Annotated in this window: 23 protein-coding genes and 1 pseudogene; 5 read left to right on the top strand and 19 right to left on the bottom strand. The window is 44.2% G+C overall.

Going from position 1 to position 26,663, the window contains the following annotated elements; genetic code table 11:
• Nucleotides 1-19: 19 nt before the first annotated feature.
• From RFK25_RS02535 to RFK25_RS02580, 10 genes and pseudogenes are all read right to left on the bottom strand, one after another.
• Nucleotides 20-1,300 carry an MFS transporter gene (locus tag RFK25_RS02535; protein WP_332411284.1) on the bottom strand — a complete coding sequence of 427 codons (1,281 nt, stop codon included), beginning with the start codon at nt 1,298-1,300 and terminating at the stop codon, nt 20-22.
• Between the two features lie 86 nt (nt 1,301-1,386).
• Nucleotides 1,387-2,046 carry a LiaF transmembrane domain-containing protein gene (locus RFK25_RS02540; protein ID WP_332411285.1) on the bottom strand — a complete coding sequence of 220 codons (660 nt, stop codon included), beginning with the start codon at nt 2,044-2,046 and terminating at the stop codon, nt 1,387-1,389.
• Nucleotides 2,047-2,050: 4 nt separating this feature from the next.
• A complete protein-coding gene (locus tag RFK25_RS02545; protein ID WP_332411287.1) occupies nt 2,051-2,497 on the bottom strand; it encodes a LytTR family DNA-binding domain-containing protein in 447 nt (148 codons plus the stop codon).
• Nucleotides 2,498-2,657: 160 nt separating this feature from the next.
• Nucleotides 2,658-2,858 carry an LPXTG cell wall anchor domain-containing protein gene (locus RFK25_RS02550; protein ID WP_332411327.1) on the bottom strand — a complete coding sequence of 67 codons (201 nt, stop codon included), beginning with the start codon at nt 2,856-2,858 and terminating at the stop codon, nt 2,658-2,660.
• 2,946 nt (nt 2,859-5,804) lie between these two features.
• Nucleotides 5,805-8,636 (bottom strand): annotated as a pseudogene (locus tag RFK25_RS02555) (KxYKxGKxW signal peptide domain-containing protein); the annotation flags it as partial.
• Nucleotides 8,637-8,791: 155 nt separating this feature from the next.
• Nucleotides 8,792-9,547, bottom strand: a complete 756-nt coding sequence (locus RFK25_RS02560) for a TIGR00266 family protein (RefSeq protein ID WP_105118602.1) — start codon at nt 9,545-9,547, stop codon at nt 8,792-8,794.
• Between the two features lie 131 nt (nt 9,548-9,678).
• The gene (locus RFK25_RS02565; protein ID WP_332411289.1) at nt 9,679-10,152 is read right to left on the bottom strand and encodes a beta-class carbonic anhydrase; all 474 of its coding nucleotides are present in this window, start codon (nt 10,150-10,152) and stop codon (nt 9,679-9,681) included.
• A gap of 273 nt (nt 10,153-10,425) precedes the next feature.
• Complete coding sequence (gene radA / locus RFK25_RS02570; RefSeq protein ID WP_024398839.1) at nt 10,426-11,793, bottom strand: DNA repair protein RadA; 1,368 nt, start codon at nt 11,791-11,793, stop codon at nt 10,426-10,428.
• Nucleotides 11,794-11,799: 6 nt separating this feature from the next.
• Nucleotides 11,800-12,243 (bottom strand): dUTP diphosphatase, encoded by a 444-nt coding sequence (locus RFK25_RS02575; RefSeq protein WP_015647487.1) that lies wholly within the window; start codon nt 12,241-12,243, stop codon nt 11,800-11,802.
• Between the two features lie 229 nt (nt 12,244-12,472).
• Complete coding sequence (locus RFK25_RS02580; protein WP_332411290.1) at nt 12,473-12,832, bottom strand: YbaN family protein; 360 nt, start codon at nt 12,830-12,832, stop codon at nt 12,473-12,475.
• Nucleotides 12,833-12,959: 127 nt separating this feature from the next.
• On the opposite strand from RFK25_RS02580, the gene RFK25_RS02585 reads away from it, so the two are divergent.
• The 3 genes from RFK25_RS02585 to RFK25_RS02595 all read left to right on the top strand — a co-directional run bounded on the left by RFK25_RS02585 (nt 12,960) and on the right by RFK25_RS02595 (nt 15,836).
• Entirely contained in the window at nt 12,960-13,562 is a 603-nt protein-coding gene (locus RFK25_RS02585) for an NADPH-dependent FMN reductase (RefSeq protein WP_332411291.1), read from the top strand.
• 14 nt (nt 13,563-13,576) lie between these two features.
• Nucleotides 13,577-14,812: an NAD(P)H-dependent oxidoreductase gene (locus RFK25_RS02590; RefSeq protein WP_332411293.1), complete on the top strand. Its 1,236-nt coding sequence runs from the start codon at nt 13,577-13,579 to the stop codon at nt 14,810-14,812.
• Nucleotides 14,813-15,041: 229 nt separating this feature from the next.
• A complete protein-coding gene (locus RFK25_RS02595; protein ID WP_332411295.1) occupies nt 15,042-15,836 on the top strand; it encodes a formate/nitrite transporter family protein in 795 nt (264 codons plus the stop codon).
• A gap of 88 nt (nt 15,837-15,924) precedes the next feature.
• Here the strand turns inward: RFK25_RS02595 and RFK25_RS02600 are convergent, their stop codons facing one another.
• Genes RFK25_RS02600 through RFK25_RS02610 form a run of 3 tightly spaced genes read right to left on the bottom strand, consistent with a single transcriptional unit; the run spans nt 15,925 to nt 19,858 of the window.
• On the bottom strand, nt 15,925-17,709 hold the full coding sequence (locus RFK25_RS02600; protein ID WP_332411297.1) for an ABC transporter ATP-binding protein: 1,785 nt from the start codon (nt 17,707-17,709) through the stop codon (nt 15,925-15,927).
• The gene (locus RFK25_RS02605; RefSeq protein ID WP_332411300.1) at nt 17,710-19,416 is read right to left on the bottom strand and encodes an ABC transporter ATP-binding protein; all 1,707 of its coding nucleotides are present in this window, start codon (nt 19,414-19,416) and stop codon (nt 17,710-17,712) included. It lies immediately after the preceding gene.
• Nucleotides 19,409-19,858 carry a MarR family winged helix-turn-helix transcriptional regulator gene (locus tag RFK25_RS02610; RefSeq protein ID WP_332411301.1) on the bottom strand — a complete coding sequence of 150 codons (450 nt, stop codon included), beginning with the start codon at nt 19,856-19,858 and terminating at the stop codon, nt 19,409-19,411. The genes RFK25_RS02605 and RFK25_RS02610 overlap by 8 nt, the downstream gene beginning before the upstream one ends.
• Nucleotides 19,859-20,082: 224 nt before the next feature.
• Here RFK25_RS02610 and RFK25_RS02615 point away from each other — a divergent pair, with 224 nt between their 5' ends.
• Nucleotides 20,083-21,099 (top strand): NAD(P)H-dependent glycerol-3-phosphate dehydrogenase, encoded by a 1,017-nt coding sequence (locus RFK25_RS02615; RefSeq protein WP_105113399.1) that lies wholly within the window; start codon nt 20,083-20,085, stop codon nt 21,097-21,099.
• Between the two features lie 15 nt (nt 21,100-21,114).
• Nucleotides 21,115-22,020, top strand: coding sequence for a UTP--glucose-1-phosphate uridylyltransferase GalU (gene galU / locus RFK25_RS02620; RefSeq protein ID WP_332411303.1), 906 nt, complete (start codon nt 21,115-21,117; stop codon nt 22,018-22,020).
• A 27-nt stretch (nt 22,021-22,047) separates the two neighbouring features.
• Here galU and RFK25_RS02625 read toward each other — a convergent pair whose 3' ends face one another.
• The 6 genes from RFK25_RS02625 to RFK25_RS02650 all read right to left on the bottom strand — a co-directional run bounded on the left by RFK25_RS02625 (nt 22,048) and on the right by RFK25_RS02650 (nt 26,656).
• A complete protein-coding gene (locus RFK25_RS02625) occupies nt 22,048-22,725 on the bottom strand; it encodes a rhomboid family intramembrane serine protease (protein ID WP_332411304.1) in 678 nt (225 codons plus the stop codon).
• A complete protein-coding gene (locus RFK25_RS02630; protein WP_332411305.1) occupies nt 22,709-23,251 on the bottom strand; it encodes a 5-formyltetrahydrofolate cyclo-ligase in 543 nt (180 codons plus the stop codon). Before RFK25_RS02630 ends, RFK25_RS02625 begins: the two co-directional genes overlap by 17 nt.
• 40 nt (nt 23,252-23,291) lie before the next feature.
• Nucleotides 23,292-24,419 carry an N-acetyldiaminopimelate deacetylase gene (locus tag RFK25_RS02635; RefSeq protein WP_332411306.1) on the bottom strand — a complete coding sequence of 376 codons (1,128 nt, stop codon included), beginning with the start codon at nt 24,417-24,419 and terminating at the stop codon, nt 23,292-23,294.
• 9 nt (nt 24,420-24,428) lie between these two features.
• Nucleotides 24,429-25,127: a 2,3,4,5-tetrahydropyridine-2,6-dicarboxylate N-acetyltransferase gene (gene dapD, locus RFK25_RS02640; RefSeq protein ID WP_012028552.1), complete on the bottom strand. Its 699-nt coding sequence runs from the start codon at nt 25,125-25,127 to the stop codon at nt 24,429-24,431.
• Nucleotides 25,128-25,233: 106 nt separating this feature from the next.
• Complete coding sequence (locus RFK25_RS02645; RefSeq protein WP_332411307.1) at nt 25,234-25,809, bottom strand: hypothetical protein; 576 nt, start codon at nt 25,807-25,809, stop codon at nt 25,234-25,236.
• 106 nt (nt 25,810-25,915) lie between these two features.
• The gene (locus tag RFK25_RS02650) at nt 25,916-26,656 is read right to left on the bottom strand and encodes a metallophosphoesterase family protein (protein ID WP_332411308.1); all 741 of its coding nucleotides are present in this window, start codon (nt 26,654-26,656) and stop codon (nt 25,916-25,918) included.
• Nucleotides 26,657-26,663 lie beyond the last annotated feature (7 nt).

The following is a 26,663-nucleotide window of genomic DNA, read 5'->3' on the forward strand; positions in this document are numbered from 1 at the left end:
AGAAAACAGAAAAATCAGCCTAAACAGACTGATTTTGAGGTGTTTTTTGGTTACGTGCCAGCCAGTAGAAGACATAGAGGACTAAGATTCCAGTAGCTGTTAGGAAAAGACCGCTAATCTGATCCACTGTTAGCACCAAGACCAAACCCGAAACCAATAGTCGAGTAAAGGCTTGACCTAGCATAAAATAGGTTGATACTGCTCCGCCAATGGTTGCCAACTGCTCCTCTGGCATGGAATTGACAAACTTAGCGTTAAACTTAGGTCCACTAGCCCCTGAACTAATCCCCATTGTAGTAAGGAAGAAGAAAATAATTGGCAGTTGATGTAGCAACATTCCGACAAAAACGCCAAGTAGAGAGAAAGTAGCTGCCACTTCTAGCGTCACCATGCTGGTCTTTTTGAAGAGGCTAAAGACCAAGGTCGATCCCAGAATATTGCCGACAAAGAAAATCAGAATGGTCAGGGCAAGGGTTGTTTCAACATTGAGGAAGACAAGGTCTGGGTCTTCGCTAATCAGCAGGACCAGAATAGGATAGAGAATCGCTCCGCAGGCATTGATAAGAGGGCTGGTAATCAGGACCAGACGGAACTCGGAGATTTTACGTAGCTCCACGATTGCTTGCTTGAAAGAAGCTAGAATACCTGGTCCCTTGGTTTTTTGCACAGTCTGGCTCGGCTGCTCTGCTATTTTCAAAGGCTGCTCCGTCAGGAGTTTGCGAAAGGCTGGCGTCAGCAGCTGCATGATGAGGAGGGAGGCTAAAAAGGTGCCGGCGTTGAGAAAGGCCAGGTTTTGGTAGGAGAGGAGGCCGACCAAGAGGGCAGAGAGGGCCTGAGAGGCGATGTTGAGGAGGCTGGTCACGGTCTGGCGAAAAGCCGAGTACTGCTCCCGCTCTTCCTTGGGTGCTACGCGTAATCCCAGAGGTGCATAGAGGCCGTTTTCATAGAAGCCAGCGAAGTCTGCAAAGACATTGAAAGTTGCAGCCACCACGACAATCCAGAGGGCTGGCTCAAAGCCCATGCAGAAGCCGAGGATGAAGTAGAGAAGGATACGAAAGAGCAGGGTCAGCTTAATGGTACCGATTTTATTGACCGTCTTGTCTGCCAGATAGCCTGTAAAGAGTCCCATAAAGCTAGGGAAGATTTCCGAGAAGGTCACAATCGCCAGAGCCAGACGGCTGTTGGGCACCAGCAAAACATAGTTCATCAAGGCCAAATAATAGACCACATCGCCAAAATTGGACAGCATATCCGCAGTCAGTACCCATAGATAAGTTGTGTTTTTCAAAATCTTTTTCATGATAATCCCTTTCTTTTGGTTAATTTTCAGAATATTCCGACTTTTTATCCTACAGAGGAGCCTGGATAGACTACTCTCTGTTCACTCTAGGTGTAATAGATATTCAAAGTGGAGAAAGCCATATCTCCTGTGATATGCAGCATCTTTTCTCCCATACCAGTTGCATAGTTATTGACAGCAGACATAGAACTGTCTAGCTCCACGACCGCCTGCCAATTTGCCGGCAGATAAAGATTAACTGATGAGAAAGCTGCATCTATATGAAATTCAGCCTTATCTCCCAGAATAATCGCCTGATCAAAATAAACCATACTGGAGCCAAAGGCCACTTCCACACTATCGTAGGTAAAATTTTCCTCATGAATGTAGCGAGTAGAGGAGCCAAAAGCTATTTCCCGACCCTTATCGCCAATCACCCCTGTACCAACTCCATGAGCCGGTCTGCGCTTCTTGGGTTTAAAAATCAGTTTCAAGCCAAGGCAGAGCAGGACAAGTGATAGAACCATGTTCCAGGTCCCAAATTCCACCCAATCATAAACTGAGTTCACCGCTATAAAAGCTAGACCAAAACAAAAGATACTGGCAAGCCAATCCAGCTTCACTAAGCGGTGAAAACCAGTCACAAAGGTTAAAACAAACCAGACTGTTGTCCAAAAGGGCAGAGCCAAATGCAAGCCCAGTGAATCCCTAAATAGAACCAAGACTGCTAGGACCAGCAGGGCAATCCCTAAACCATATTTTTTCATCTCTCTACCTCACTTCTCGTAACTTTTCTTTTAATAGATGATAATAATGCCGCGACACGTGGACTTCCTTGTAGGTCTGATAGAAGGAAATCCGACTAGTTCCTGAAAAGGATTTGTCCAGCGAATAAACGGCCTTGCTATTTGCAATGGTTGACTTGGAAACCCGACAAAAATAAGCAGGGAGGCAGTCTTCTAATTCATAGAGTTTCATCTTGACTTCATAGGCATCATCCCTGGTATGTCCCATCATCTTGGTTCCATCCGTTTCAAAAAAGAGCAGGTCTTCTAGTTTCAAGAAATATTCACTGGTTCCTTTGTAAAAGACAAGCGAGGGACGGCTAACCTGTTGCAAAGCCTGCTGGATGCGTTCCAACTCTGGTCCTAGTTGGCTACTTCTGATAATCACTTCGACTTGCTCTAAGCTATCATCTAATTCAATCCGAACTTTCATAAGACCTCCTTTGCTTTTTCTAGTTTTATTATATCAACTTACTCGAATTTTGCAAGGGCATTTCAGCAAGTGGTCAAAAAATGCCAGTAAGTGGTTCAATCAAGCACACAAAAGCCCCTTGAATCGACAAGGGACTTCTTTTTCTATTGGAAAAGCAGAGCTACTCTCCAGACTCATCTTCATATCGTTTTTTACGTCGCTTAAACAAGCCTCCAATGAGCAAAAAGGCTCCAAGCAGACTAGTCCAAGCAGATGATTCTTCACCAGTATTTGGTAGGATACCACTTCGTTGTAGCTGCTTACCACTCATACCTTCTAGTGTAATAGATTCTGAATGAGAAGTAGAACCTTCTTCACTCATAGATAGTGACTGTGACCAACGAACTGAATTCGAAATAGATTCTGAGAGGGATTCACTTACTGATTCTGACATTGACTTGATAACTGAATCGGAGACGGACTCCGAAGGAGACTCTTTGAGAGACTCGCTTACAGAATCAGAAATGGACTCTGATACCAACTCACTCATAGAATCAGAAAGAGAGACAGATGTGGAATTACTCATCAAATCAGATATCGATTCTGAATAAGAATCGGACGCCGATTCTGAGACGGACGCAACTATTGATTCACTAATTGAGACTAGATAGGAGATTGAAGTCAGTAGAGATTCTTCCTCAGACGGAGTATATTCTGATGTCCGAGTTTCTTCCGAACGCCTGATTGAGGTCGACTCTGAAATGGATTCTGAGACTGATTCGCTGATGGACTCTGAGACTGATTCTGAGACGGATTCGGATACGGATTCAGAAATTGATTCTGAGACGGATTCAGACACTGATTCTGAAATGGATTCTGAAACGGATTCAGAGACTGATTCTGAAATGGATTCAGACACTGATTCAGACACTGATTCTGAAATGGATTCAGAGATGGATTCTAACACTGACTTTGAAATGGATTCAGAAACTGACTCGGAAATGGACTCAGAAATAGACTCTGAGACGGATTCACTTACTGATTCGGAAATGGATTCAGACACTGATTCAGATACAGACTCTGAAATGGACTCAGATACTGACTCAGAGATGGATTCTAATACTGATTCTGAGATGGATTCTGATACTGACTCGCTGACTGACTCAGAGATTGACTCTGAAACGGATTCTGAAATGGATTCGCTAACCGACTCTGAGAGTGATTCTGATACAGACTCGCTGACTGATTCTGAAATTGACTCGGAAACGGACTCGGAAATTGACTCAGATACTGATTCTGAGATGGATTCAGATACTGACTCTGAAATGGACTCAGATACTGATTCTGATACTGACTCGGAAACTGATTCTGAAATGGATTCAGACACGGACTCAGAAACAGATTCGCTGACTGATTCTGAGATGGATTCTGAAACTGACTCGGAAACGGATTCTGAAATTGATTCTGATACTGACTCTGAAATGGACTCAGATGCTGACTCCGAAATGGATTCAGACACGGACTCGGAAACGGATTCAGAAATTGACTCGGAGACTGACTCAGAGATTGATTCGGAAATGGATTCAGACACGGACTCGCTGACTGATTCTGAAATGGACTCTGAGATTGACTCAGAGACGGACTCGCTGACTGATTCTGAGATGGACTCAGATACTGATTCTGAGATGGACTCGCTAACTGACTCTGAAACTGATTCTGAGACGGACTCGGAAATAGACTCTGATACAGATTCACTTACTGATTCTGAAAGGGATTCAGACACGGACTCTGAAACTGATTCGCTGACTGACTCGGATACTGATTCTGAAACTGACTCTGAAACTGATTCGGAAATTGATTCTGAAACTGATTCAGATACTGATTCTGAGACTGATTCGGAAATGGATTCAGATACAGATTCTGAAAGGGATTCTGAGATGGACTCTGAAATTGACTCAGAAACTGATTCTGAGATGGACTCGCTTACTGACTCAGAAATGGATTCTGAGACTGACTCGGAGATAGATTCAGATACGGATTCTGAAATTGACTCACTTACCGACTCGGAAATTGACTCTGATGTAGATTCAGAAATTGATTCGCTGACCGACTCGGAGATAGACTCAGAGACGGACTCTGAGACAGATTCGCTAACCGACTCTGAGAGTGATTCTGATATGGATTCTGAAATGGATTCGCTGACTGACTCTGAAAGGGATTCTGAAACTGACTCTGAAATTGATTCTGAAACTGACTCTGAAATCGACTCGCTTACTGATTCTGAGATGGATTCAGATACGGATTCGCTGACTGACTCGGAAACTGATTCTGAAACTGACTCTGATACGGATTCAGAAATTGATTCTGAAATGGACTCAGAGACTGACTCGCTGACTGATTCTGAAATAGAGTCAGAAATAGATTCTGAGACTGACTCGGAAATAGACTCTGAGACGGACTCAGAGATTGATTCGCTAACTGATTCTGAAATCGACTCGCTGACTGACTCTGAGAGTGACTCTGAAACTGACTCAGATGCAGACTCAGAAATGGATTCTGAGACGGATTCGCTGATTGATTCTAAAACTGATTCAGACATTGATTCAGAAACTGACTCTGAGATAGACTCTGATACTGATTCAGATAGTGATTCTGAGATGGATTCTGAGACGGATTCTGAAATCGACTCGCTTACCGATTCCGAGATAGATTCAGATACAGATTCTGAAATCGACTCGCTTACCGATTCTGAGATAGATTCAGAGACGGATTCTGAAATGGATTCTGAAATGGATTCGCTGACTGACTCTGAAAGGGATTCTGAGACTGACTCGGAGACAGATTCGGAAACGGATTCTGAAATGGACTCAGAAATGGATTCAGACACGGATTCTGAAACGGATTCGCTGATGGACTCAGACACTGATTCTGAGACGGATTCTGAGATTGATTCAGAAACTGACTCGGATACTGATTCGCTCACGGATTCGGAAATTGATTCTGAAACTGATTCAGATACTGATTCTGAAATGGACTCAGAGACTGATTCGCTGATTGACTCGGAAACGGATTCTGAAATGGATTCAGACACGGACTCGGAAACGGATTCGCTGATTGACTCTGAGACGGATTCTGAAATGGACTCTGATACTGATTCTGATACTGATTCTGATACTGATTCAGAGATTGATTCTGATACAGACTCGGAAATAGACTCTGAAATAGACTCTGAAACTGATTCTGAAATGGATTCAGACACTGACTCTGATACTGATTCTGAAATGGATTCAGACACTGACTCTGAAACTGATTCTGAGATTGACTCGCTAACTGACTCAGAAATGGATTCTGAGACTGACTCGGAGATAGATTCAGATACGGATTCTGAAATTGACTCACTTACCGACTCGGAAATTGACTCTGATGTAGATTCTGAGATTGATTCTGAAACGGACTCGGAGACAGACTCACTTACCGATTCTGAGACGGACTCGGATACTGATTCTGAGATGGACTCAGAGACTGATTCTGAGATGGACTCTGAGATGGACTCGCTGACTGACTCTGAAATAGATTCAGACACTGACTCAGAAACTGATTCTGAAAGGGATTCTGAGATGGACTCTGAAATTGACTCAGAAACTGATTCTGAGATTGACTCTGAAAGGGATTCTGAGACGGACTCGGAAATAGACTCTGATACAGATTCACTTACTGACTCGGAAATGGATTCTGAGACGGACTCGGATACAGATTCGGAAACTGACTCTGAAACGGATTCAGATACTGATTCTGAGATTGATTCGGAAACTGACTCTGATACTGATTCTGAAATGGACTCAGAGACTGATTCACTAACTGATTCTGAAATGGACTCTGATACCGACTCGCTGACTGACTCGGAAACCGATTCAGAGATTGATTCTGAAACGGATTCACTGATTGACTCAGAGACTGATTCAGACACAGATTCTGAAATTGACTCAGATACCGATTCGGAAATTGATTCAGACACGGATTCTGACACCGACTCTGATACGGATTCTGAAAGGGATTCTGAGATTGACTCAGAGACGGCCTCGCTGACTGATTCTGAAATCGACTCGCTGACTGATTCTGAAATGGATTCACTTACTGAGGCTGAAAGAGATTCTGAAACTGATTCGCTAATTGACTCAGAGACTGACTCGCTGACTGATTCTGAGACGGACTCTGAAACGGATTCAGAGACGGATTCGCTGATGGACTCTGATACTGATTCTGAAATTGACTCAGAGACGGCCTCGCTGACTGATTCTGAGATGGAAACTGACAGGGAAATTGATAAAGACTCAGCGAGGGACTCACTAATAGATTCTGAAACAGAAGCTACCAAGGATTCCGAATATGATGACGATTCTGAAATCGAGACAGACTCAGAAATCAATTCCGATACCGACAATGATGTTGATTGCGAATTCGAAAGCGAAATGGACTGAGACTGAGATTGTGAGACAGAGCGCGTTTCTGAAACAGATAGGGATTGACTTTGACTAATCGATTGTCGAATGCTTAAGGAGTTTTGGATGGACTCGGATGTTGACTGCAGAAAACTATTCATACTATCTGCTACGAAAGAAGCCTTGTACCCAATTAACATGCCGCTCAAATTGGTTCGACCATTCGCTTCATTATAAGTAGCATGAACATTCGAATCAGTTGGATGCAAAGCCGCCTGCACATATAGAGCAATATTGGCTAAACTCGAACCGACTCTTGTTGAAAATGTGTAAGTAATTGGACCAGAAAGAGTGACTTTGTCCGTTCCTAGGCTATAGTTATTCCCATAAAACCGACCTGTATAGTCTGTCGTACTTAAATTGGTTCCCAGCGTCTCACGATTCCGAATACTCTTATCCAACAGCAGCGGAATACCATTTACCTGAAGATTCTGAGGAGGACCCATTTCTGTAACAGCCGCGACATACAATCCAGCATAGGCTTCTGTCAGAGACTGAACGGGTTGGTAAGTCACTGTCCATTCAATTAGATTGGTAGTCGTATCAAGACGACCCTCAACTATTGAAATCTGTCGGTCCCTATATTTTGCAGAATGGTCTGACTCTGAAAATACTAATATACTTGAAGACGCCCGTAGTTGGCTCCCGACCATTGCCGTTCTTGAAGTAAGTTGATTGATTCTTCCTGTCAAACTATTTGCCGCCTGAGCAATCCTCATGCTAATAGCATCCAGTTTGTCCTGTTCATCCACTCCTTCCTTCAAAACTTGATTTACCAGCACCACAGCATCATCCGCACCTTGCTTGGCCTCGAGATACTGTTGGTACTGTGTTGAAGATATCTCAATCGTATTAGGTAAGCTGTGCCCCATCGCCACCTGTAAAGCTGATACTGCTAAATGAAACCGACTTGTATCGAGCGATTTCGAGGTAGCAGTCATAGACTCTGAAGTAACATTTTCTGAAACAGACTCTGAAGTCATCTCAGATTGTTTCCCTTCCTCCAAATCGCTTTCAGAATTGGATTGGATTGAAGAAGACACAATACTACTATGTAGGATATTTGAAGATGTAATGGTGTCTGATAGAGATGTAGAGAGGGATTCAAGCGATGATATTGTAGCGGATTCTGAAGCAAATGTAGAATAGGAAAGTGATTCCGATATTGATTCAGATTCTGATACAGATTCCGAACTAGAAATAACTCCAGATACAGACTGGCTTGTGGATATAGATATTGATTCGGATTGAGCAACTGAATTCCCAAGCGACTCAGAGAGAGAATTAGCTAAGCTGGCACTATCTATTTCTGCAGAATGAGAAGCTGCTGCACTTGAAGTAGTACTCATAGCAACCGAGTCCGTGGTCGCTAAAACGGTCTGATTAGTCTCTGAAACTACTATCTCCTCGGCCATTACAATTCCAGCTTCAGCATAGCCACCGATGATGACACCAAGGAGAGCTGCACTTTTATTATAAGCATCATTTCTCACCCAGTCTGATTGCTGATTTGAAAGCAGCTTATTATTGGTAAAATTTAATTTCTTAGTTTGAATACTTGAAAAAATAGTCCGCACCCAATTTTTCCCGGACTTATGCATCCTAACCCTTGTTTTTCTTGAAATTTCTACAATGTTTGTCTTTCTCTTAAAACGTCTCACAATTTTTTCCTTTAATACACAATACCCCTATAGTAAACTATTTTATGTATCAATGTCAAATTTGAAATATTGTTAATGCAGACAAATATTTTGGTGTTTCACTATTGACCAACAAGGATTCTGAAAAGACTCAACCAGCCTCGGCTGGTTGAGTCTTAAAAAATCGCATCAAGAAGAGATGTACTACCTCCTCCACCATCGCCACCTGTTACGATATGGCTACCGATAACTTGAGCAAAGGTTTCAATATTCAAGCTTTGTACATAGATTTCCCCATAGCCCGAGAAGGTATTAACAATCCCTTCGCCAGTACCAATGGATTGTAGGAAACCATTTTCCATGTGAATATCGTAGTTAAGGTCACGGCTCCAAGCTACCACATGGGCATTATCAATGGTAATACTCCCGCCATCCAATTCAATCTTCTTAATCGACCCGAAAGCATTTGCCAAGAGGGTACCCTTACCCTCTGTCGTCATAACAAAGAGGCCACCCTGACCACCAAAGAAGGCACGACCAACACTTTGGCGTTCCATCTTATACTGAGCTGAACCATCAAGGGCCAGAAATGCGCCATCATTAAGGCGGTATTGTTCTGCCCCAAGTTCCAAGGCAATGACCTGCCCCGGAGTTGATGGAGCAAGAGCAATCTTTCCATCGTCACTATTGGAAATGGCTTGCGTGATAAACATGGACTCACCTGATACCATAGAACGACCAATGGCACCTATGAGCTTACCAAAACCAGAGCCTCCACGGGCATTAAGCTTGGTATTCAAGGTCACACTCGGTGTATGGTAGACCATGCTTCCTTGTTGAATATAAGCCGACTCTCCAGCTTCTAAGGCAATTTCCACCAAAGGAAATTGCATATTGCTATCGATTGTGTATTTCATTCGATTGTCTGACATAAGAAGGTCTCCTTGTTTTGTATTGTTTTTATAACACAATTCTACAACTAAAACCAAACCCTGTCAAGTATTTTTGTAAAAAATAAAGGAATCCAAACAATTAGACTCCTCCTGTCATCATATAACCTCTGTCATACGGCCCCATCATAAATAGCCCCTGAAATTTCAACGTCATCAGGTATGAGCGGAGATTGTTTCAAAAGAGCAATATCCTCCCGCACGCTTTCTTCTATGTCTGTAAAAGGAAGAAAGTCCTGACCAGCCACATCCACTCCCAAATCTCGCTTGAGTTGGACTACAAATTCTTCATTGGTAAAGGTCTGGGCACCGCAGTCTGTATGGTGGAGCACAACGATTTCCCGCGTACCGAGTTGCTGCTGGGAAATGACAAGCGAACGAATCATGTCTTCTGTCACGCGCCCACCCGCATTCCGCAGAATGTGAGCATCACCCAGATCCAAGCCCAAGGCCTGAGCCACGTGAAGCCGTGAGTCCATACAGGTCACGATAGCCACCTTGGTCTTTGGACGAAGAGGCAAATGGTAATCACCATGCAGGTCAACATAAGCCTTGTTGGCCTTCATAAAGTTTTGAAAATAAGACATAGGACCTCCTTGTCTGATGAGAGGGAGTGGGAAAGAACTCGACCATTCATAGAAGAGTTCGTCTTCCCACCCCCGCACAGTTGATTAGGTCAGATTTGGAGTGTAAAACACGAACAAATCTGCCAATCAACCACTGCGCTGAGATGTTGACACTAACGTTGAGAAGCTGTGCTGGGCTTTTTGCCCAGCCTCTAAGTTAGACCTAGCTTATCACATTCCCGACTATTTGTCGCAAAAAGAGGAGCGACTAGCTGTCACTCCCGAATGATTTCATCAGTTGAATACTTTCTGCAAGACTTCGCCAATGGTTGTCACGCCGACAACAGTGATTTCCTTGGGTACCTTGATACCTGTCAGGGAATTTTTAGGGGCATAGACCTTGGTAAAGCCCAATTTGGCGGCTTCGTTAATCCGTTGTTCAATCCTATTGACGCGGCGGATTTCCCCTGTCAGACCGATTTCGCCTATAAAACACTCTTGTGGGTTGGTTGGTTTGTCCTTGTAGCTGGAGGCAAGGGCAACTGCGACTGCCAGGTCAATAGCTGGCTCATCCAGTTTGACACCGCCTGCTGACTTGAGGTAGGCATCTTGGTTTTGAAGGAGCAGGCCTGCCCGTTTTTCCAAAACTGCCATAATCAAGCTGGCACGGTTGAAATCCAAGCCTGTCGTGGTCCGCTTGGCATTGCCAAACATGGTCGGCGTCACCAGAGCCTGCACTTCCGCAAGAATGGGGCGGGTGCCCTCCATGGTCACGACAATCGCAGAGCCAGTCGCCCCGTCCAGACGCTCTTCCAGAAAGACCTCACTTGGATTGAGTACTTCAACCAAGCCCTGCGACTGCATTTCAAAAATGCCAATTTCGTTGGTAGAGCCGAAGCGGTTTTTGACCGCCCGCAAGATACGGAAGGTGTGTTGTCGCTCGCCCTCAAAATAGAGAACGGTGTCCACCATGTGCTCCAAGGTCCGCGGTCCAGCCAAGGTTCCTTCCTTGGTCATGTGCCCGACGATAAAGGTTGCGATATTATTGGTCTTGGCAATCTGCATAAGCTCGTTGGTCACTTCACGGACCTGACTGACAGAGCCTTGTACGCTGGAGATGTCAGGGCTCATAATGGTCTGGATCGAATCGATAATCAGGAAATCTGGCTTGATTTTCTCAATCTCAGTCCGAATGCTCTGCATATTGGTCTCCGCATAGAGATAGAACTCGCTGTCGATGTCGCCCAAACGCTCGGCACGGAGCTTAATCTGCTGAGCGGACTCTTCCCCCGACACATAGAGGACGGTGCCAATGGTGGACAACTGGGTCGATACTTGCAGGAGCAAGGTGGACTTGCCAATCCCTGGATCGCCTCCAATCAGGACCAAACTGCCCGGCACCACGCCGCCACCGAGGACGCGGTTGAACTCTTCCATATTGGTCTTAGTGCGGGCCACTTGAATGGACGATACTTCATTGAGCTTCATAGGGCGGGTCTTCTCACCTGTCAGGCTGACCCGCTCATTTTTGACTTCCGCAACCTCCACTTCCTCGACAAAGGAAGACCAGGAGCCACAGTTGGGGCAACGACCCAGATACTTGGGCGAGTGGTACTCGCAGGATTGACAGACAAAGGTTGTTTTTTTCTTAGCGATGATGATTTCCTCCTATTTCCCTGTCGAGCCAAATCCACCTGTCCGAACGCCATCGGCCTGGTCGCCGTCAGCCAAGAGGAAGGGGGCAAAAACAGCCTGTACAATTCGCTCACCAGCCTCCACCACAACGATTTCTTCTGTGATGTTTCGCATCTGGGCAAAGATGTGACCTTCATTGGCTGGATTGCCATAATAGTCGCCGTCGATAACCCCAACCGAGTTTATCAAGACCAAGCCTTTCTTGCGAGGATTGGACGATCGGTCGTAGAGGTAGAGGACCTCGTTGGCCTGCATATAGGCCTTAACACCAGTCGGAACCAGCTTAATCTCGCCTGGCTCCAAGCTGACCCTCTCCGCAGCCTTCAGGTCGTAACCTGCGGCATGAGCTGTCTCACGTTTTGGCAATAAGTTTTCATCTGTAAACTGGCTGACCAGTTCAAAACCACGGATTTTCATAGTAGTTTCCCTTCAATTTCTTCATGCATAATACGCTCTCTATTATAATTTATTCGCAGGCTAAAAGCAAAACTCCAACCTAATGGCTGGAATTTTGAATTTATTCAAACACAAACTGGTTGTGGTAGAGTTCAGCATAGAAACCACCCTGTTTAAGAAGCTGGCTGTGGTTGCCTTGCTCGATCACTTTTCCGTCTTTGAGGACGATGTTCAATCCTCAAATCTGACTTTATTTCTCCTGTATGACCCAAAACAAATAGTAAGTGATAAAGATTGTTAATAGTCCCAGTCCTATTTTGACCAATAAAATAGGAGCCAGCCAGATAGAAATTGCCATGAGTAAGTAAATTTGCCAGATGATTTGCTTTTTTCGTTTGCGGGAAATGGATTTAGTCTCAACGTAATCAGCTACGTAAAATTGATAAATTTTTGTATTGCGTAGCCATTTTTCAAACCTTTTTGAACTTCTCGCAAAGCAAAAACCAGCCAAAAGTAAAAAAGGGGTTGTCGGAACTATCGGCAAAACAATCCCAATGACACCAACCATCAAAGAAACAAAACCAAATACTAGATAGAATATTCTCTGCATACTAATATTATACCAAAAAAACTCGTGAATTTTTGAACAATTTTATCACATTTTCAGAAAACGCTTGCATTTTATTGGATAAACGGGTATGATAAAGGTACCAAATTTAGGAAAGAGAGAAGACGCTATGAAACTTCTAGGACTGGTCGGAACAAACTCCGCTCGCTCAACCAACCGCAAACTCTTACAGTACATTGAACAGCACTTCGCTGATAAGGCAGATATCGAACTGGTTGAAATCAAAGAACTCCCAATCTTCAATAAACCAGCCAATCGAGAATTACCAGAAATTGTCAAAGAATTGGTCTCAAAAATTGAGGCTGCTGACGGAGTCATCATCGGAACTCCCGAATATGACCACTCTATTCCAGCTGTCCTTATGAATGCCCTTGCTTGGGTATCATACGGTGTCTATCCACTATTAAACAAACCAGTTATGATTACTGGTGCTTCTTATGGAACACTTGGTTCCTCTCGTGCCCAACTACAGCTACGTCAAATTCTCAACGCTCCTGAACTCAAGGCCACTGTCTTACCAGATGAATTTTTATTGTCACATTCCTTGCAATCCTTTGATGCCAATGGGGAGCTCATTGATTTAGAAACTAGTCAAAAACTGGATGCCATCTTTGATGACTTCCGCCTCTTTGTCACCATGACTAGCAAGCTGTCTAACGCAAAAAAATTACTCCAAAAAGAAGCTGAAAACTTCGATTGGGAAAACCTGTAAGAGAGGAATATACTATGAAATTTGTCGGAATTGTTGGATCAAATGCAGATCAGTCTTATAACCGCATGCTATTGCAATTCATTCAACGCCACTTTAAAGTGAAGTTTGAACTAGAACTTTTGGAAATCAAAGATGTTCCAATGTTCAATCAGGACGAAGACCAGTCTGATTGTTTTGCAATTCAATACCTTTACAACAAAATCACCCGTGCTGACGGGGTCATTATTGCTACCCCTGAGCACAATCATACCATTACCCCTGCCCTTAAGAGTACTCTGGAATGGCTCAGCTTTAATTTGCACCCATTCGAAAATAAACCAGTTATGATTATCGGGGCATCTTACTACGATCAAGGAACTTCTCGTGCTCAAGTTCACCTACGGAAAATTTTAGATGCACCAGGTGTCAATGCTTACACACTACCAGGTAATGAATTCCTCCTTGGTAAGGCCAAAGAAGCTTTTGACGATAAGGGCAATATCATCAATGAAGGCACCGTGAAATTCTTAGAAAGCTGTCTAGACAACTTTATCAAGTATGTCGGTGTTGTATCCAAATTGAAAAAACCAAAACCGATTGAACCAGAAGATTTGGACTGTGGAAAGCCGATTGCGACGACCATCCACGGCATCGATCCAGATGATCCAGACTGGTTGGAAAAAGCTGCCAAACAGGTCAATGCCGTTGAGGGAAATACCTATGTGAAATTGGACAACGGTCTCCTCACCGTAGACCAACTCAATATGTTCCTCAATGCGATGCCATTTGAATTGACCTATGCAGATGATAATAACCAGTTCCTCTACTACAACAATAGTCACCAAGAACCTGAAACCATGTTGGGTAAACGAGTACTTGCTCAAGTAGGAAATCGCCTGTCAACTGTCCACGGTACGCTACCTCCTGCCCGCATGAAGAATGTTGAATGGGTTGTCGGTACCTTGCGTAATGGTAACCAGGAATATGTTCGTACCATTGTACCTGGTACCCCTGCTGAAATTATCAACACCCACAACTACCAAGCTATGTACTATCCTGACGGATCCTACGCTGGTATCAATGAAATTATCTTTAATTTCAAACCATGGCTAGATTGGTATCTTGAAGCTACTGGTCAACGCTTGGTTGGTGGTTCGGGAACTGCCGCAGCTCCTGCACATGTTGACGCAACCTCTGGTGCATCAGATGCTGGTAGTGCCCCTGCGACTTCCACACCGACAGATGCAGATTCTGGTGCATCCGCTCACTAATCGTTCACATATAGTGGCTGGGAAGAAAGCCCAGCACCTCTTCTCAGAGTTCGTGTCAACATCTCAGCGCAGTGGTTGATTGGCAGATTTGTTCGTTTTTTACACTCCAAATCTGGCCTAATCAACTGTGCGGGGGTGGGAAGACGAACTCTTTTTAGACTGGTCGAGTTCTTTCCCACTCCCATATTTTTCAAACAAAACATTGATCATGATTTCACAAGGAGTTCCTATGTCACCATTTCAAGAAAAAATTTCAGCTGCTGTTTCAAAAAAAGAAGCCCTTTTTGACGAAAGTCTAGGCCGCTATGCCTTGCGTTCTATGTATGCAGGAGCCTACCTGACTATGTCAACAGCTGTCGGTATTATCGGAGCAGACGTTATTGCCAGTCAATTTCCAAGTTTGTCGCGCTTTGTCTTTACCTTCATCTTTGCTATTGGGCTGGTTTTTGTTCTTATTTTTGGTGGTGAATTAGCCACATCTAACATGATGTATCTCACAACTGGTGCCTACTATAAGCAAATTAGCTGGAAAAAAGTAATACAGATGCTGCTGTACTGTACTTTCTTTAACTTTGTAGGCGCTACTATTCTAGCCTGGCTATTCAATCAGTCCTTCTCCTACCTCAATCTCTCTGATAAGAGCTTTGTCGTCAATGCTGTTACCATCAAACTTGGAAAATCTGACTGGAGTAATTTTATTGAAGGGATCACGGCTAATATGTTTGTAAATATGGCAATCCTTGGCTTCATGCTCATCAAAGAACAGTCTGCTAAGTTCTTTGTCATCATTTCCTCCATTTTTATGTTCGTTTTCCTCATCAATGAGCATCTGGTCGCCAATTTCGCATCTTTCATGCTCCTAGCTTTTAACGCTACTCGAAGCAATGTCGAAGCCTTCAATATGATCAATATCCTTCGTCAATGGATTGTGGTCTTTTTTGGAAATTGGCTCGGAGCCGGTCTCTTTATCGGTATCGCCTACGCTTGGCTCAATCAAACCAAAACCAACCATATTGAACAGTAAGTCTACCACAAAAACAGCCAAGATAAACCACGTCCTAAACGTTTAAGGATTGTGGTCTGCTTATCTTGGCTGTTTATTTTTCTATATATTATTCAAACACAAACTGGTTGTGGTAGAGTTCGGCGTAGAAGCCGTTGAGCTTGAGGAGCTGGCTGTGGTTGCCTTGCTCGATCACTTTTCCGTCTTTGAGGACGATAATTTCATCCGCGTTGAGAATGGTTTTGAGGCGGTGGGCAATGACGAAGCTGGTCCGTCCTGCGATAATAGCCTCCATAGCTTTTTGAATTTTGGCTTCCGTCACCGTATCAACGTTAGAGGTTGCTTCGTCCAAAATCAAGACTTGTGGGTCTGTCAAGAGCGTACGGGCAATAGAAATCAACTGTTTCTGACCAGTTGAGAAGACATTCTCATCATCGGTCACAAAGGTTTCATAGCCCTCTGGCAAGCTCATGATGAAGTCGTGGATATGGGTGGCACGAGCTGCGGTTTCCACCATTTCCTGCGAAATGCTCTCATCACCAAAGCGGATATTGTCCGCAATAGTACCCGAGAATAGCACTGATTCCTGCAAGACAATACCGACCTTATCCCGCAAGCTGTCCAAGTCATATTCCCGAATATCGCGACCATCAAAGGCCACACTACCACCATTGACATCGTAGAAGCGGTTGATCAAGTTCATAATGGTTGTCTTACCAGACCCCGTCGGACCAACGACCGCCACCATTTTACCCTTAGGAGCAGAGATAGACACCTTGTCCAAGACCTTCTGGCCTGGTAGGTAGCCAAAATCAATGTCCTTGATTTCAACACCTTCTTTTAATTCGGTAAATAGCGGAGCGTTTTGAGGGCGAACTTCTTCAGGCTCATCAAACATTTCCTGAATACGATGAGCACCTGTGAAGGCCAGTTGCAATTCTGCCCAGCTGGCGGCAACCTGCATGATTGGCTGGTAATACTGTTGCGAATACTGAACAAAGGTCACCACCAAACCAAGTGCGGCAGCTGTTTCCAGCGAGCTATCATTGAGAACAATGCTAGATCCTGCAAAGATAACAATGGCCGTATTGACCAAGCTCATACCATTCATAAATGGAAAGAGAATCCCACCAAACAAACGACCCTTGAAGGTCGTACGACGAACTTCTTCATTGAGTTCTAAGAAACCATCAATCGTTTCTTCCTGCACTCCCTGTACAATAATCGCTTTTTGTCCAGAAATTTTCTCGTCCATGTAGGCATTGAGCTTAGATACCGCAGCCTGTTGCTTGTCTGTATATTTACGTGACAGACGAATGATGACGACCAAGGCAATCAAGGCAACTGGCGTAGAAGCAATAGTCACCAAGGCCAAGCGAGTATCCTGACGGAACATCATAATAACCATACCGACATAAAGAGCGATGTTGGTCACCACTTGGGTCAAGGACTGGTTAAAAGCGTTTTGGATATTGTCCAAATCACTGGTAAAGCGAGAAAGAATATCCCCATCCTTGTGGCTATCAAAGAAGGCAACTGTCAAACGTTCCAACTTGCCAAACAAGCCCTTACGCATACGGTTGGTCGAATGAGCTACGATACGCGTGAAGAGGAGGGTGTAAATCAAGGAAGCCACAACCGTAGCCGCATAGGCAAAGAAAAGATTGAGCATAACCCCATTAAAATCCGTCATATCAGGCTTGAAATCTGACTGCCCCATCTGTTCTGCAGCAAAATAAGCCTGCCCGATTTTCCCCATCTCTGCAATGGCATTTCCAAGGAAAACAGGTGTCTTAACCTGCAGGTAGGTCGCTGTCACAATGGCTAGAAAAATCACAGCAAAGGACAGTTTATAGCGTTTAAAATAAAACCAGAAAAATCTAAGTGTTTTCATCTATTCCTCCCTCCCTTTCTGTGTTTCGTAGATTTCACGGTAGACATCGTTCGTAGCTACCAACTCGGCATGGGTCCCTTGGCCGGTCAGACGACCTTCATCAAGAACCAAAATCTTATCAGCTTTGACAACAGAAGAAATCTTCTGGGCAACGATGACAGTGGTTGTCCCCTTCAAATCATGGTTGAGAGCCTCTTGGACTAGTTTCTCAGACTTGGCATCTAGGGCAGAAGTCGAGTCATCCAAGACCAAAACCTTAGGCTCGCCAATCACCCCACGAGCAATGGACATCCGCTGCTTCTGACCACCAGAGAAGTTATTTCCACGTTCTTCTACTTGGCTCTCATAGGTACCATCCAAGCGGTCGATAAATTCTTTGGCTTGGGCAATACCTGCGGCCCGCTCCAAGCGTTGCAAATCAGCACCAGGTGCCCCCTGACGCAAATTGTCCGCAATGGTTCCCGAGAAGAGAATAGCCTTTTGCAAGACAATCGATACCGTATCACGCAGAGTGTTCTTGCTGACTTCTTTCAAGTCCCGACCACCGATGGATACCGTTCCTTCTTGCGGGTCAAACAAACGCGGAATCAGTTGAGCAAGAGTGGATTTACCCGCACCTGTTGCACCAACCACACCGACCATTTGACCTGGCTCAATCTCGAATGAGATATTTTTCAAAGTCGGCTCCGTATCGTGTGGATAGGTAAAGCTGACATTGTCAAAGACAATCTTACCAGTCAATTCTTCATCCGCCACATCCTTGAAGGTCATAGCAGGCTCCGTATCCAAGACCTCGCTGATCCGCTTAATAGAAATGGCAGCACGCGAAGCCTGCATCCCCATAAAGCTAGTCATGATAATGGCAAACATGATTTGCATGAGGTAGCTCATAAAGGAAGTAAAGCCACCAACTGCTTCCAAGTTGGTTTCCAACATCCCGGACACCAAGTAGAGGGATGCAAAAATCGCCATGTAAGAGATAAACATCATCAAGGGTTGCAAGATAGCAAAACCATAGCCGATAAAGAGATTGAGGTCTAAGAGTTCATTGGATACATCCTTGAATTTCTTGTACTGGTTTTTCTCCTGAACAAAGGATTTGACCACACGGATTCCCCGTAGGTTTTCCTTGGCAATGCTATTCATCTTGTCCATGAGGGACTGGAATTTCCCAAAACGTGGTCCCATCTGCCCCATGACAACTGCCATAATAGCCATAATCAAGACCACCATGAGAATAATCATCCACCAGAGTTCTGGCATGGTCCGCACCGCCATGATAAAGGCTCCGACAAACAGCAATGGAACCCGCATCAACACTGTGAAGAGCATCATGACAAGATTCTGGATTTGATTGACATCGTTAGTCATCCGAACAACCAAGTTCCCTGCATTAAACTCTTCGATATTTGCATAAGAGAAACTTTGAATTTTCCGAAAAGTCTTCTCACGAATATCTGCAGATACTCCCTGAGAAATCTTAGCTGCAGCAATGGTATTGACAAGCCCTGCCAAAAGACCAATTCCAGCAATAATCAGCAGTAATTTGCCCACACGAACAATTTCATCCTTGTCATTGGCCAAGACTGCTGTCAAGACATCCTGCAAATAACTAGGTTGCATCAAGGTCGTTGCTACGACAATTGACGTCAGCAAGACCGATGCTAAGGCGTACCATTTATAACGTAAAATGGCTTCTTTAAACATGATTCTTCTCCTTATAGCGTTGAATATTTACTTTTAATTGATTAGCCACCTGTTTAACCAAATCAAAGTCTTCTTTTTGAATGCCCCCAAAAAGTGAATGGTGCATTTCTTCATGGAAGGCTTTCAGGTGACAGATTTTCCCTTGTCCTTTTTCCGTCAAAACCAACTGCTTGTAGCGTTTGTCAAGCTGAGAAGGTAGGACCTGGATAAAGCCATTTCTTTCCATTCGCTTGACCAGATTGCTGGCAACCGATTTGGAAATCTTCAATTCTGTTTCTATATCTTTGACAAAGGTTTCAATGTCTGACCGCTCCGCTATGAAACTCAAGGCCCAGCCCTGTGGACCAGCTAGGTGCTCTACATCGTATTCTTTAGCAATGGTTTCACTGATTTGTTCAATCTGATTGAGCAAGTTCCGAAAATCTGCAATAGTATGTCCCACGATAGCTCCTTTCCTAGAATAATTATCATGAGAACTATTATAGTTCTCTCAAGAACTATTGTCAATGATTTCATCTCCAATTTTCTGAAAATAACGCCTATTTTCATACTTCCTGCTGGAAGTATTTTTCTTTATCAAAGCAATATTTGACATAACTTGCAAGCTTTTATTTTTTGCTTATGGTATAATAGTAAATAAATTAACTCAACTAGAAAGGATTTTCTATGACCAAACAAACTATTGCTATCTTGGGACCCGGTTCATGGGGGACTGCCCTGGCTCAGGTTCTCAACGATAACGGTCATACTGTCCGCATTTGGGGAAATATTCCCGAGCAGATTGACGAAATCAATGAACAGCATACCAACACGCGCTACTTCAAGGATATTGTCCTAGACGAAAATATCAAAGGCTACAAGGATTTGACAGAAACTCTAGATGGGGTTGATGCCGTTCTCTTCGTTGTACCTACCAAGGTGACCCGTCTGGTTGCCAAACAAGTTGCTCAAGCCCTTAAACACAAGGTTGTTGTCATGCATGCTTCCAAAGGTCTGGAACCAGATAGCCACAAACGCTTATCTGAAGTCTTGGAAGAAGAAATTCCTGCAGATCTCCGTTCAGAAATCGTTGTGGTTTCTGGACCAAGCCATGCAGAAGAAACCATTGTCCGTGACTTGACCTTGATTTCTGCAGCTTCAAAAGACTTGGAAACAGCTGGCTATGTGCAAAACCTCTTCAGCAACCATTACTTCCGACTTTATACCAACAACGATGTCATCGGGGTAGAAACAGCTGGTGCTTTGAAAAACATCATCGCTGTTGGTGCTGGAGCCCTTCATGGTCTTGGATTCGGTGACAATGCCAAAGCAGCTATCATTGCCCGTGGCTTAACTGAGATTACCCGCCTTGGGGTTGCCATGGGAGCCAATCCCCTAACCTACAGTGGTCTGTCTGGTGTCGGCGACTTGATTGTTACAGGAACCTCTGTCCACTCACGCAACTGGCGGGCTGGTGATTTGCTTGGTAAGGGTGAAAAACTGGAAGATATCGAAGCCAACATGGGCATGGTTATCGAAGGGATTTCTACTACCAAGGCAGCCTACGAATTAGCACAAGAATTGGGTGTTTACATGCCAATCACTCAAGCCATCTACAGCGTCATTTACCAAGGGGCTAGCATCCAGGACGCTATCAAAGATATCATGTCCGGCGAATTCCGCCACGAGAATGAATGGTCTTAATAAAAAGGAGATACGATGACAAAAAAAGTTAGAAAAGCTGTCATCCCAGCAGCTGGATTAGGGACTCGTTTCCTACCTGCTACTAAGGCGCTTGCCAAAGAGATGTTGCCGATTGTGGATAAACCAACCTTACAGTTTATCTTTGAAGAAGCCCTTAAATCAGGTATTGAGGATATCTTGGTTGTAACCAATAAATCCAAACGTTCCATCGAGGACCACTTTGATTCAAACTTTGAGTTAGAGTACAACCTCAAAGAAAAAGGAAAAAATGATCTCTTGAAATTGGTTGATGATGCGACAGCCATTCGCCTACACTTTATTCGCCAAAGCTATCCAAAAGGGTTGGGTGACGCAGTCTTGCAGGCTAAGGCCTTTGTTGGAAATGAGCCGTTCGTTGTTATGCTGGGCGATGACCTCATGGACATCACAGACGATACCGTTAAACCAATCACTAAACAACTGATTGAGGACTACGAAGCGACCCATGCTTCAACACTTGCAGTTATGCCAGTCCCTCATGAAGAAGTTTCTTCATATGGCGTCATTGCTCCACACGGTGAAGGTATCAATGGACTATATAGTGTGGATACCTTTGTAGAAAAACCAAAACCAGAAGATGCGCCGTCTGACTTAGCCATTATCGGTCGCTACTTGTTGACGCCTGAAATTTTTGATATTTTGGAAAATCAAGAAGCTGGTGCCGGCAACGAAATCCAGTTGACAGATGCCATTGACACACTCAACAAGACCCAGCGTGTATTTGCTCGTGAATTCACAGGAAAACGCTACGATGTCGGAGATAAATTTGGCTTTATGAAAACATCGATTGACTACGCCTTGACCCACCCACAAGTCAAAGATGATGTGAAAGACTACATCATCGACCTTGCTAAACAATTCCAAACTGAAGAAGAAAAGTAAAAAACTAGCAACCGCTAGTTTTTTTACTTATATCACATAAAATATCCCTAATAATAGGGCGATCAGACCCAGATAACCAATGAAACTGTAGAAAATCTGTTTTCCTGTAAAAAGATCTTTTTCCACAAGAGGTGGAAGGAACATCACGACCAAACAACCTCCAACAGCTCCTCCAATATGCCCAGCCATGCTAATGGTTGGATTGAAAAGACCTAGAACTAAGTTGAGCCCCAAAAGAACCATGTAGCGTTGACCAAGAACTTGCAGATAGGGGATGCGGCTAAATTTCCTCAAGAGTGCCATAGCTGCAAAAAGACCAAAGAGCGAGGTCGATGCACCTGCACCAACTACATCTGGTGTAAAAAAGAGAACAAAAAGATTGCCCATTATCCCAGACAAGAGATAAAGGAGAAAGAAGCGCCGTGATCCAAACAGTCCTTCTAATTGATAACCCAAACCAAGCAAGGTAATGCTGTTAAAGATAAAATGTTCCCAACCAATGTGGACAAAGATAGGAGAAATTAAGCGCCACAACTGATTCGGATCATAACGCACTACTTGGCCATACATGCCACCAAATTCAAAAATTGTATAGGCTGCCGTCGTCTTCCCAAAGCGAAATACTTGTATCAAAAGAAAAACAAGAGCCGTTACTGCCAACAAGCCATTGGTCACAGGGTAGCGCTTATCAAAAAAGTTCTTCAAAAATCAACAACTCCTTTACTGGAATATCAAATACATCTGGTTCGAAATCATAGACTTGAAAGTCTGCCAAGGTCGATACTATTTCCCCCTGATAATCTGCTAGGTAGCGATCATAAAAACCACCACCATAGCCCACTCGAAAACCCGCTTGATTCCAAGCTAAACCAGGCACATGGATCAACTTAACCACAGACTTATCCACAGGTTGTGAATAAGTTCCAGGTTCCCAAACTCCAAATCTGGATTTCACCAAATCATCAGGATTATATTCTACAAAATCCATGCGCCCTTGTGAATAGGTCTTAGGGATGAAAATCTGCTTACCATCCTTTTGAGCCTGTTCAATCAGGTAAGAAGTGTCGAACTCATGGGACATGGAAAGGTAGGTCCCAAGCGACTTTGCGCCTTGATATGCCTCCGAAGCAAGGAGGCGTTCCGTCAACTGCTGGCTCCATCTGGCTCGCTGACTACTAGGCAGACCTTTCAAGCTCTGCAAGACCTCTTGCCGAATGCTCTTTTTATCCACAGAAACTCCTTTTCTTTCAGAAAAAGACTGGAAACCCAGTCTAATTTGCTTTCATTTTCAAAAAATCGCTCAACTTATCCACAGCAAAGGGAAGCACTTCCTCTTTGGGACTGAGGCGAGGATTGTGAAGGGGATAAGGCGTATCCACACCCAGCCAGAACATAACACCTGGTACCTTTTGTAGTAAATAGCCAAAGTCCTCACCCGTCATAGCAGGCGGACATTCAATCATGTCCACACCGTCAACCTGTTCAAAATAGGTTATCAACTCTTCAGCTAGTTCTGGATTATTTTCTACAGGCAACCAAGCACCTTGATTAAGTTCTATGTCAACTTCCATATTAAAACTTGCTGCAACCCCTTGAGCAATCGCACGCACACGCTCCTGCATGAGTAAACTCATTTCTTGCGTCAAAGCTCTAATAGTTCCACTTAAATGGGCTGTTTCAGAAATAATATTACTTGTCACACCTGCATGTAAGGCTCCAAAAGTCACTACACCACCTTCAATTGGATCAACATTTCGACTAACTACGGTCTGCACCTGAGTCACAAAGTAGCTGGCTGCCACCAAGGCGTCATTTGCGGTATGGGGAAATGCTGCGTGGCCACCTTTTCCTGTAAACCGTATCTCTACTTCACAGGTCCCAGCAAAGAGGGTCGCACGGTTGGTGGCCATTTGACCGACCTTGAGGTCAGGTCGGACATGGAGACCATAAAATTCGTCTGGTAACCAATCCTGGAATACTCCATCTTCATACATAAGCATGGCTCCACCTAGATTTTCCTCCGCAGGCTGAAAGAGGAAGAGAAGATTGTTTCTCGGTTGCTGCTCTGCCATTTTCTCCAAAAGCCCTAAGGCAATGGTCATGTGGAAATCATGTCCACAGGCGTGCATACGATCTGGATGGAGGGACTTGAAGTCCAGGCCCGTTTCTTCCACGATCGGCAGACCGTCAATATCCGCCCGCCAGCCAATCGTTTTCTCTGGAGCAGAGCCCGTCAGATAAACCAGAATCCCTGTCTGCCAAGTGCGGACTTGGGCAAAAGTACAATTTTGAAGTAAACCTTCAATGGTTTCCATAAGAAAGGCGTGAGTCTTGAACTCCTCCATGCCCAGCTCTGGAATCTGGTGGAGGGCCCGGCGTGTCGCAATTAAATCTAGCATAGCTACCTCTTAAAGTGTCCGTAAAGCCTCTTCCAAGGCTGTTTTTTGTTGGGTTTGAGCATCGATTTCCTTGATGATACGGGCTGGCACACCTGCCACCACTACGTTTTCAGGAACATCTTGAGTCACAATAGCACCTGCGGCCACAACAGAACCGCTACCGATTTGCACACCCTCAATGACAACAGCATTGGCACCGACCAAGACATTGTCACCAACACGAACTGGCTCGGCAGACGCTGGCTCGATGACACCCGCAAGGACCGCCCCTGCACCGATGTGGCTGTTTTTACCAACGGTAGCCCGTCCGCCCAAAATCGCACCCATATCAATCATGGTACCTGGACCGATTTCCGCACCGATGTTGATCACCGCTCCCATCATGATAACAGCATTATCGCCGATGGTCACTTGGTCACGAATAATGGCACCTGGCTCGATACGGGCATTGATATTACGCTTGTCAAGCAAAGGCACAGCTGAATTGCGGCCGTCTTGCTCCACCACATAGTCCACATTTTCAGTCAGGTTCGCCAAGAGTGGCTCAACGTCCTTCCAATCACCGAAGAGGACATTGCCAAGTTTTGTCACCTCAGCAGGAACAGCTCCTGCCAATTCACCTTCAAAGGTCACTTTAACAGTCGTCTTTTTCACAGCATTGCCGATAAAAGCAATGATTTCTTGTGCAGTCATTTTTTGTGCAGTCATAGTATTTTCTCCATTTTCTTTGGTATTTACTTATTATAACAGAATTTTCAGATTTTTCTAGCAAAGAAAAACAGAAATAGCACTAACTATTTCTGCCTTATCCTTCTTAACCACCTAGGGCTGCAGACATATCATTGATTTGTTGCTGCAAGCTGTCTCGGTATTCCTTTAGGAACTGAACAATACCGTCTTTTCCAACAATGGGAACATTACCTAGTGGACCATATTGTGCTTTCTGCTCATCTACTGACTGTGTAACACTATCTCTCATCGCTTGATAGGTCGCATCATCCCCTAGTCCATACTGACTGACCATGTTTTCATAGTTGGTAACGTATTCGTTGACAATGAACTCGTACATTTCCAAATAATCATTGTAGGTCGCTATACTTTCTATAGTCGCATCGGTAGAGTCTGCTGGAACAAAGTCGGCTACTGGAGCTGTTTCACCTGAACTACTAGCTTCCGTCGTACTTACCTCCGTGCTACTAGCAGTGGAAGATTGGCTACTTTCAAGGACTGAACTGCTGCTTGTGTCTGTCGATTCCTTGTCCGAACCCGCTAGCCTGCCTAGTCCACCCAACACAAACAAGCCTACCAGGATAATAAACCAAACTCGTTTATAGAACGGTTTCTTTTGCACATAAACATTACCATGTTCATCTCTGATTTTCTTTGCCATATAATCCTCCAAAATTATTTATATAACCATTATATATATATATATAAGTTGTCAAGTAGTAAAATAAAAAAATTAGAAGTTTTACCTCCTAATTTTCAATCATTATTTAATCTTCAATTACTTTTCTGGGATTGACAGCTCCAACGATGTAATCTTGCACTAAACCTGTGTCATCCAGCACAATCCCGTGTAGAACTCCGCCGTAAACAGCTCCACCATCAATCCCCATTTTCCCATCTGAACTGGTCCAAATTTGACTAATACGGAGATTGGTCTGATAAAGGTTGTACACAGGGGTATGCCCAAAGACAATCATCTTCCCTGTGGTATTTTCGGCCTCATGGAAAGGAGTTCTAAGCCAGACTTTATCATGATTGCTGGTTTCGCGCCAGTCCGGTAAAGTCAAGTCCACACCAGCATGGACAAAGATATAGCGTTCAGTCTCTATATGATAAGGACAAGATTTGACAAAATCAATCAGGTCCTCATATTGTTCCATCACTGCATTTGCATCTATTAAGCCATCTACAGGAGCATCCAAGGGGCGCCCCAGAAGGGAGTTAATCGTCGTATCGCCACCATTTCTCCGATAGTGGTCATAGCGGTCAACCGGATCACGTAACCAGGCCAGAAACATCCGTTCATGGTTACCAGTTAGACAGATCGCACCTTTTTCACAGACCAACTGTCGGACCAACTCCAAACAAGCTTTGGAATTTTCCCCGCGATCAATCAAATCGCCCAAAAAAATCAACTGTTGTCGCTTCTCGTTCCATTTCTTTAAAATATCAAGCAGGAGTTCAAACTTACCATGAACATCTCCTACTACAAAAAATTCTTTTTTCATAGAGAAT

Origin of the sequence: Streptococcus sp. SS-4456, assembly GCF_036680365.1 — a bacterium.
Classification (GTDB): domain Bacteria; phylum Bacillota; class Bacilli; order Lactobacillales; family Streptococcaceae; genus Streptococcus.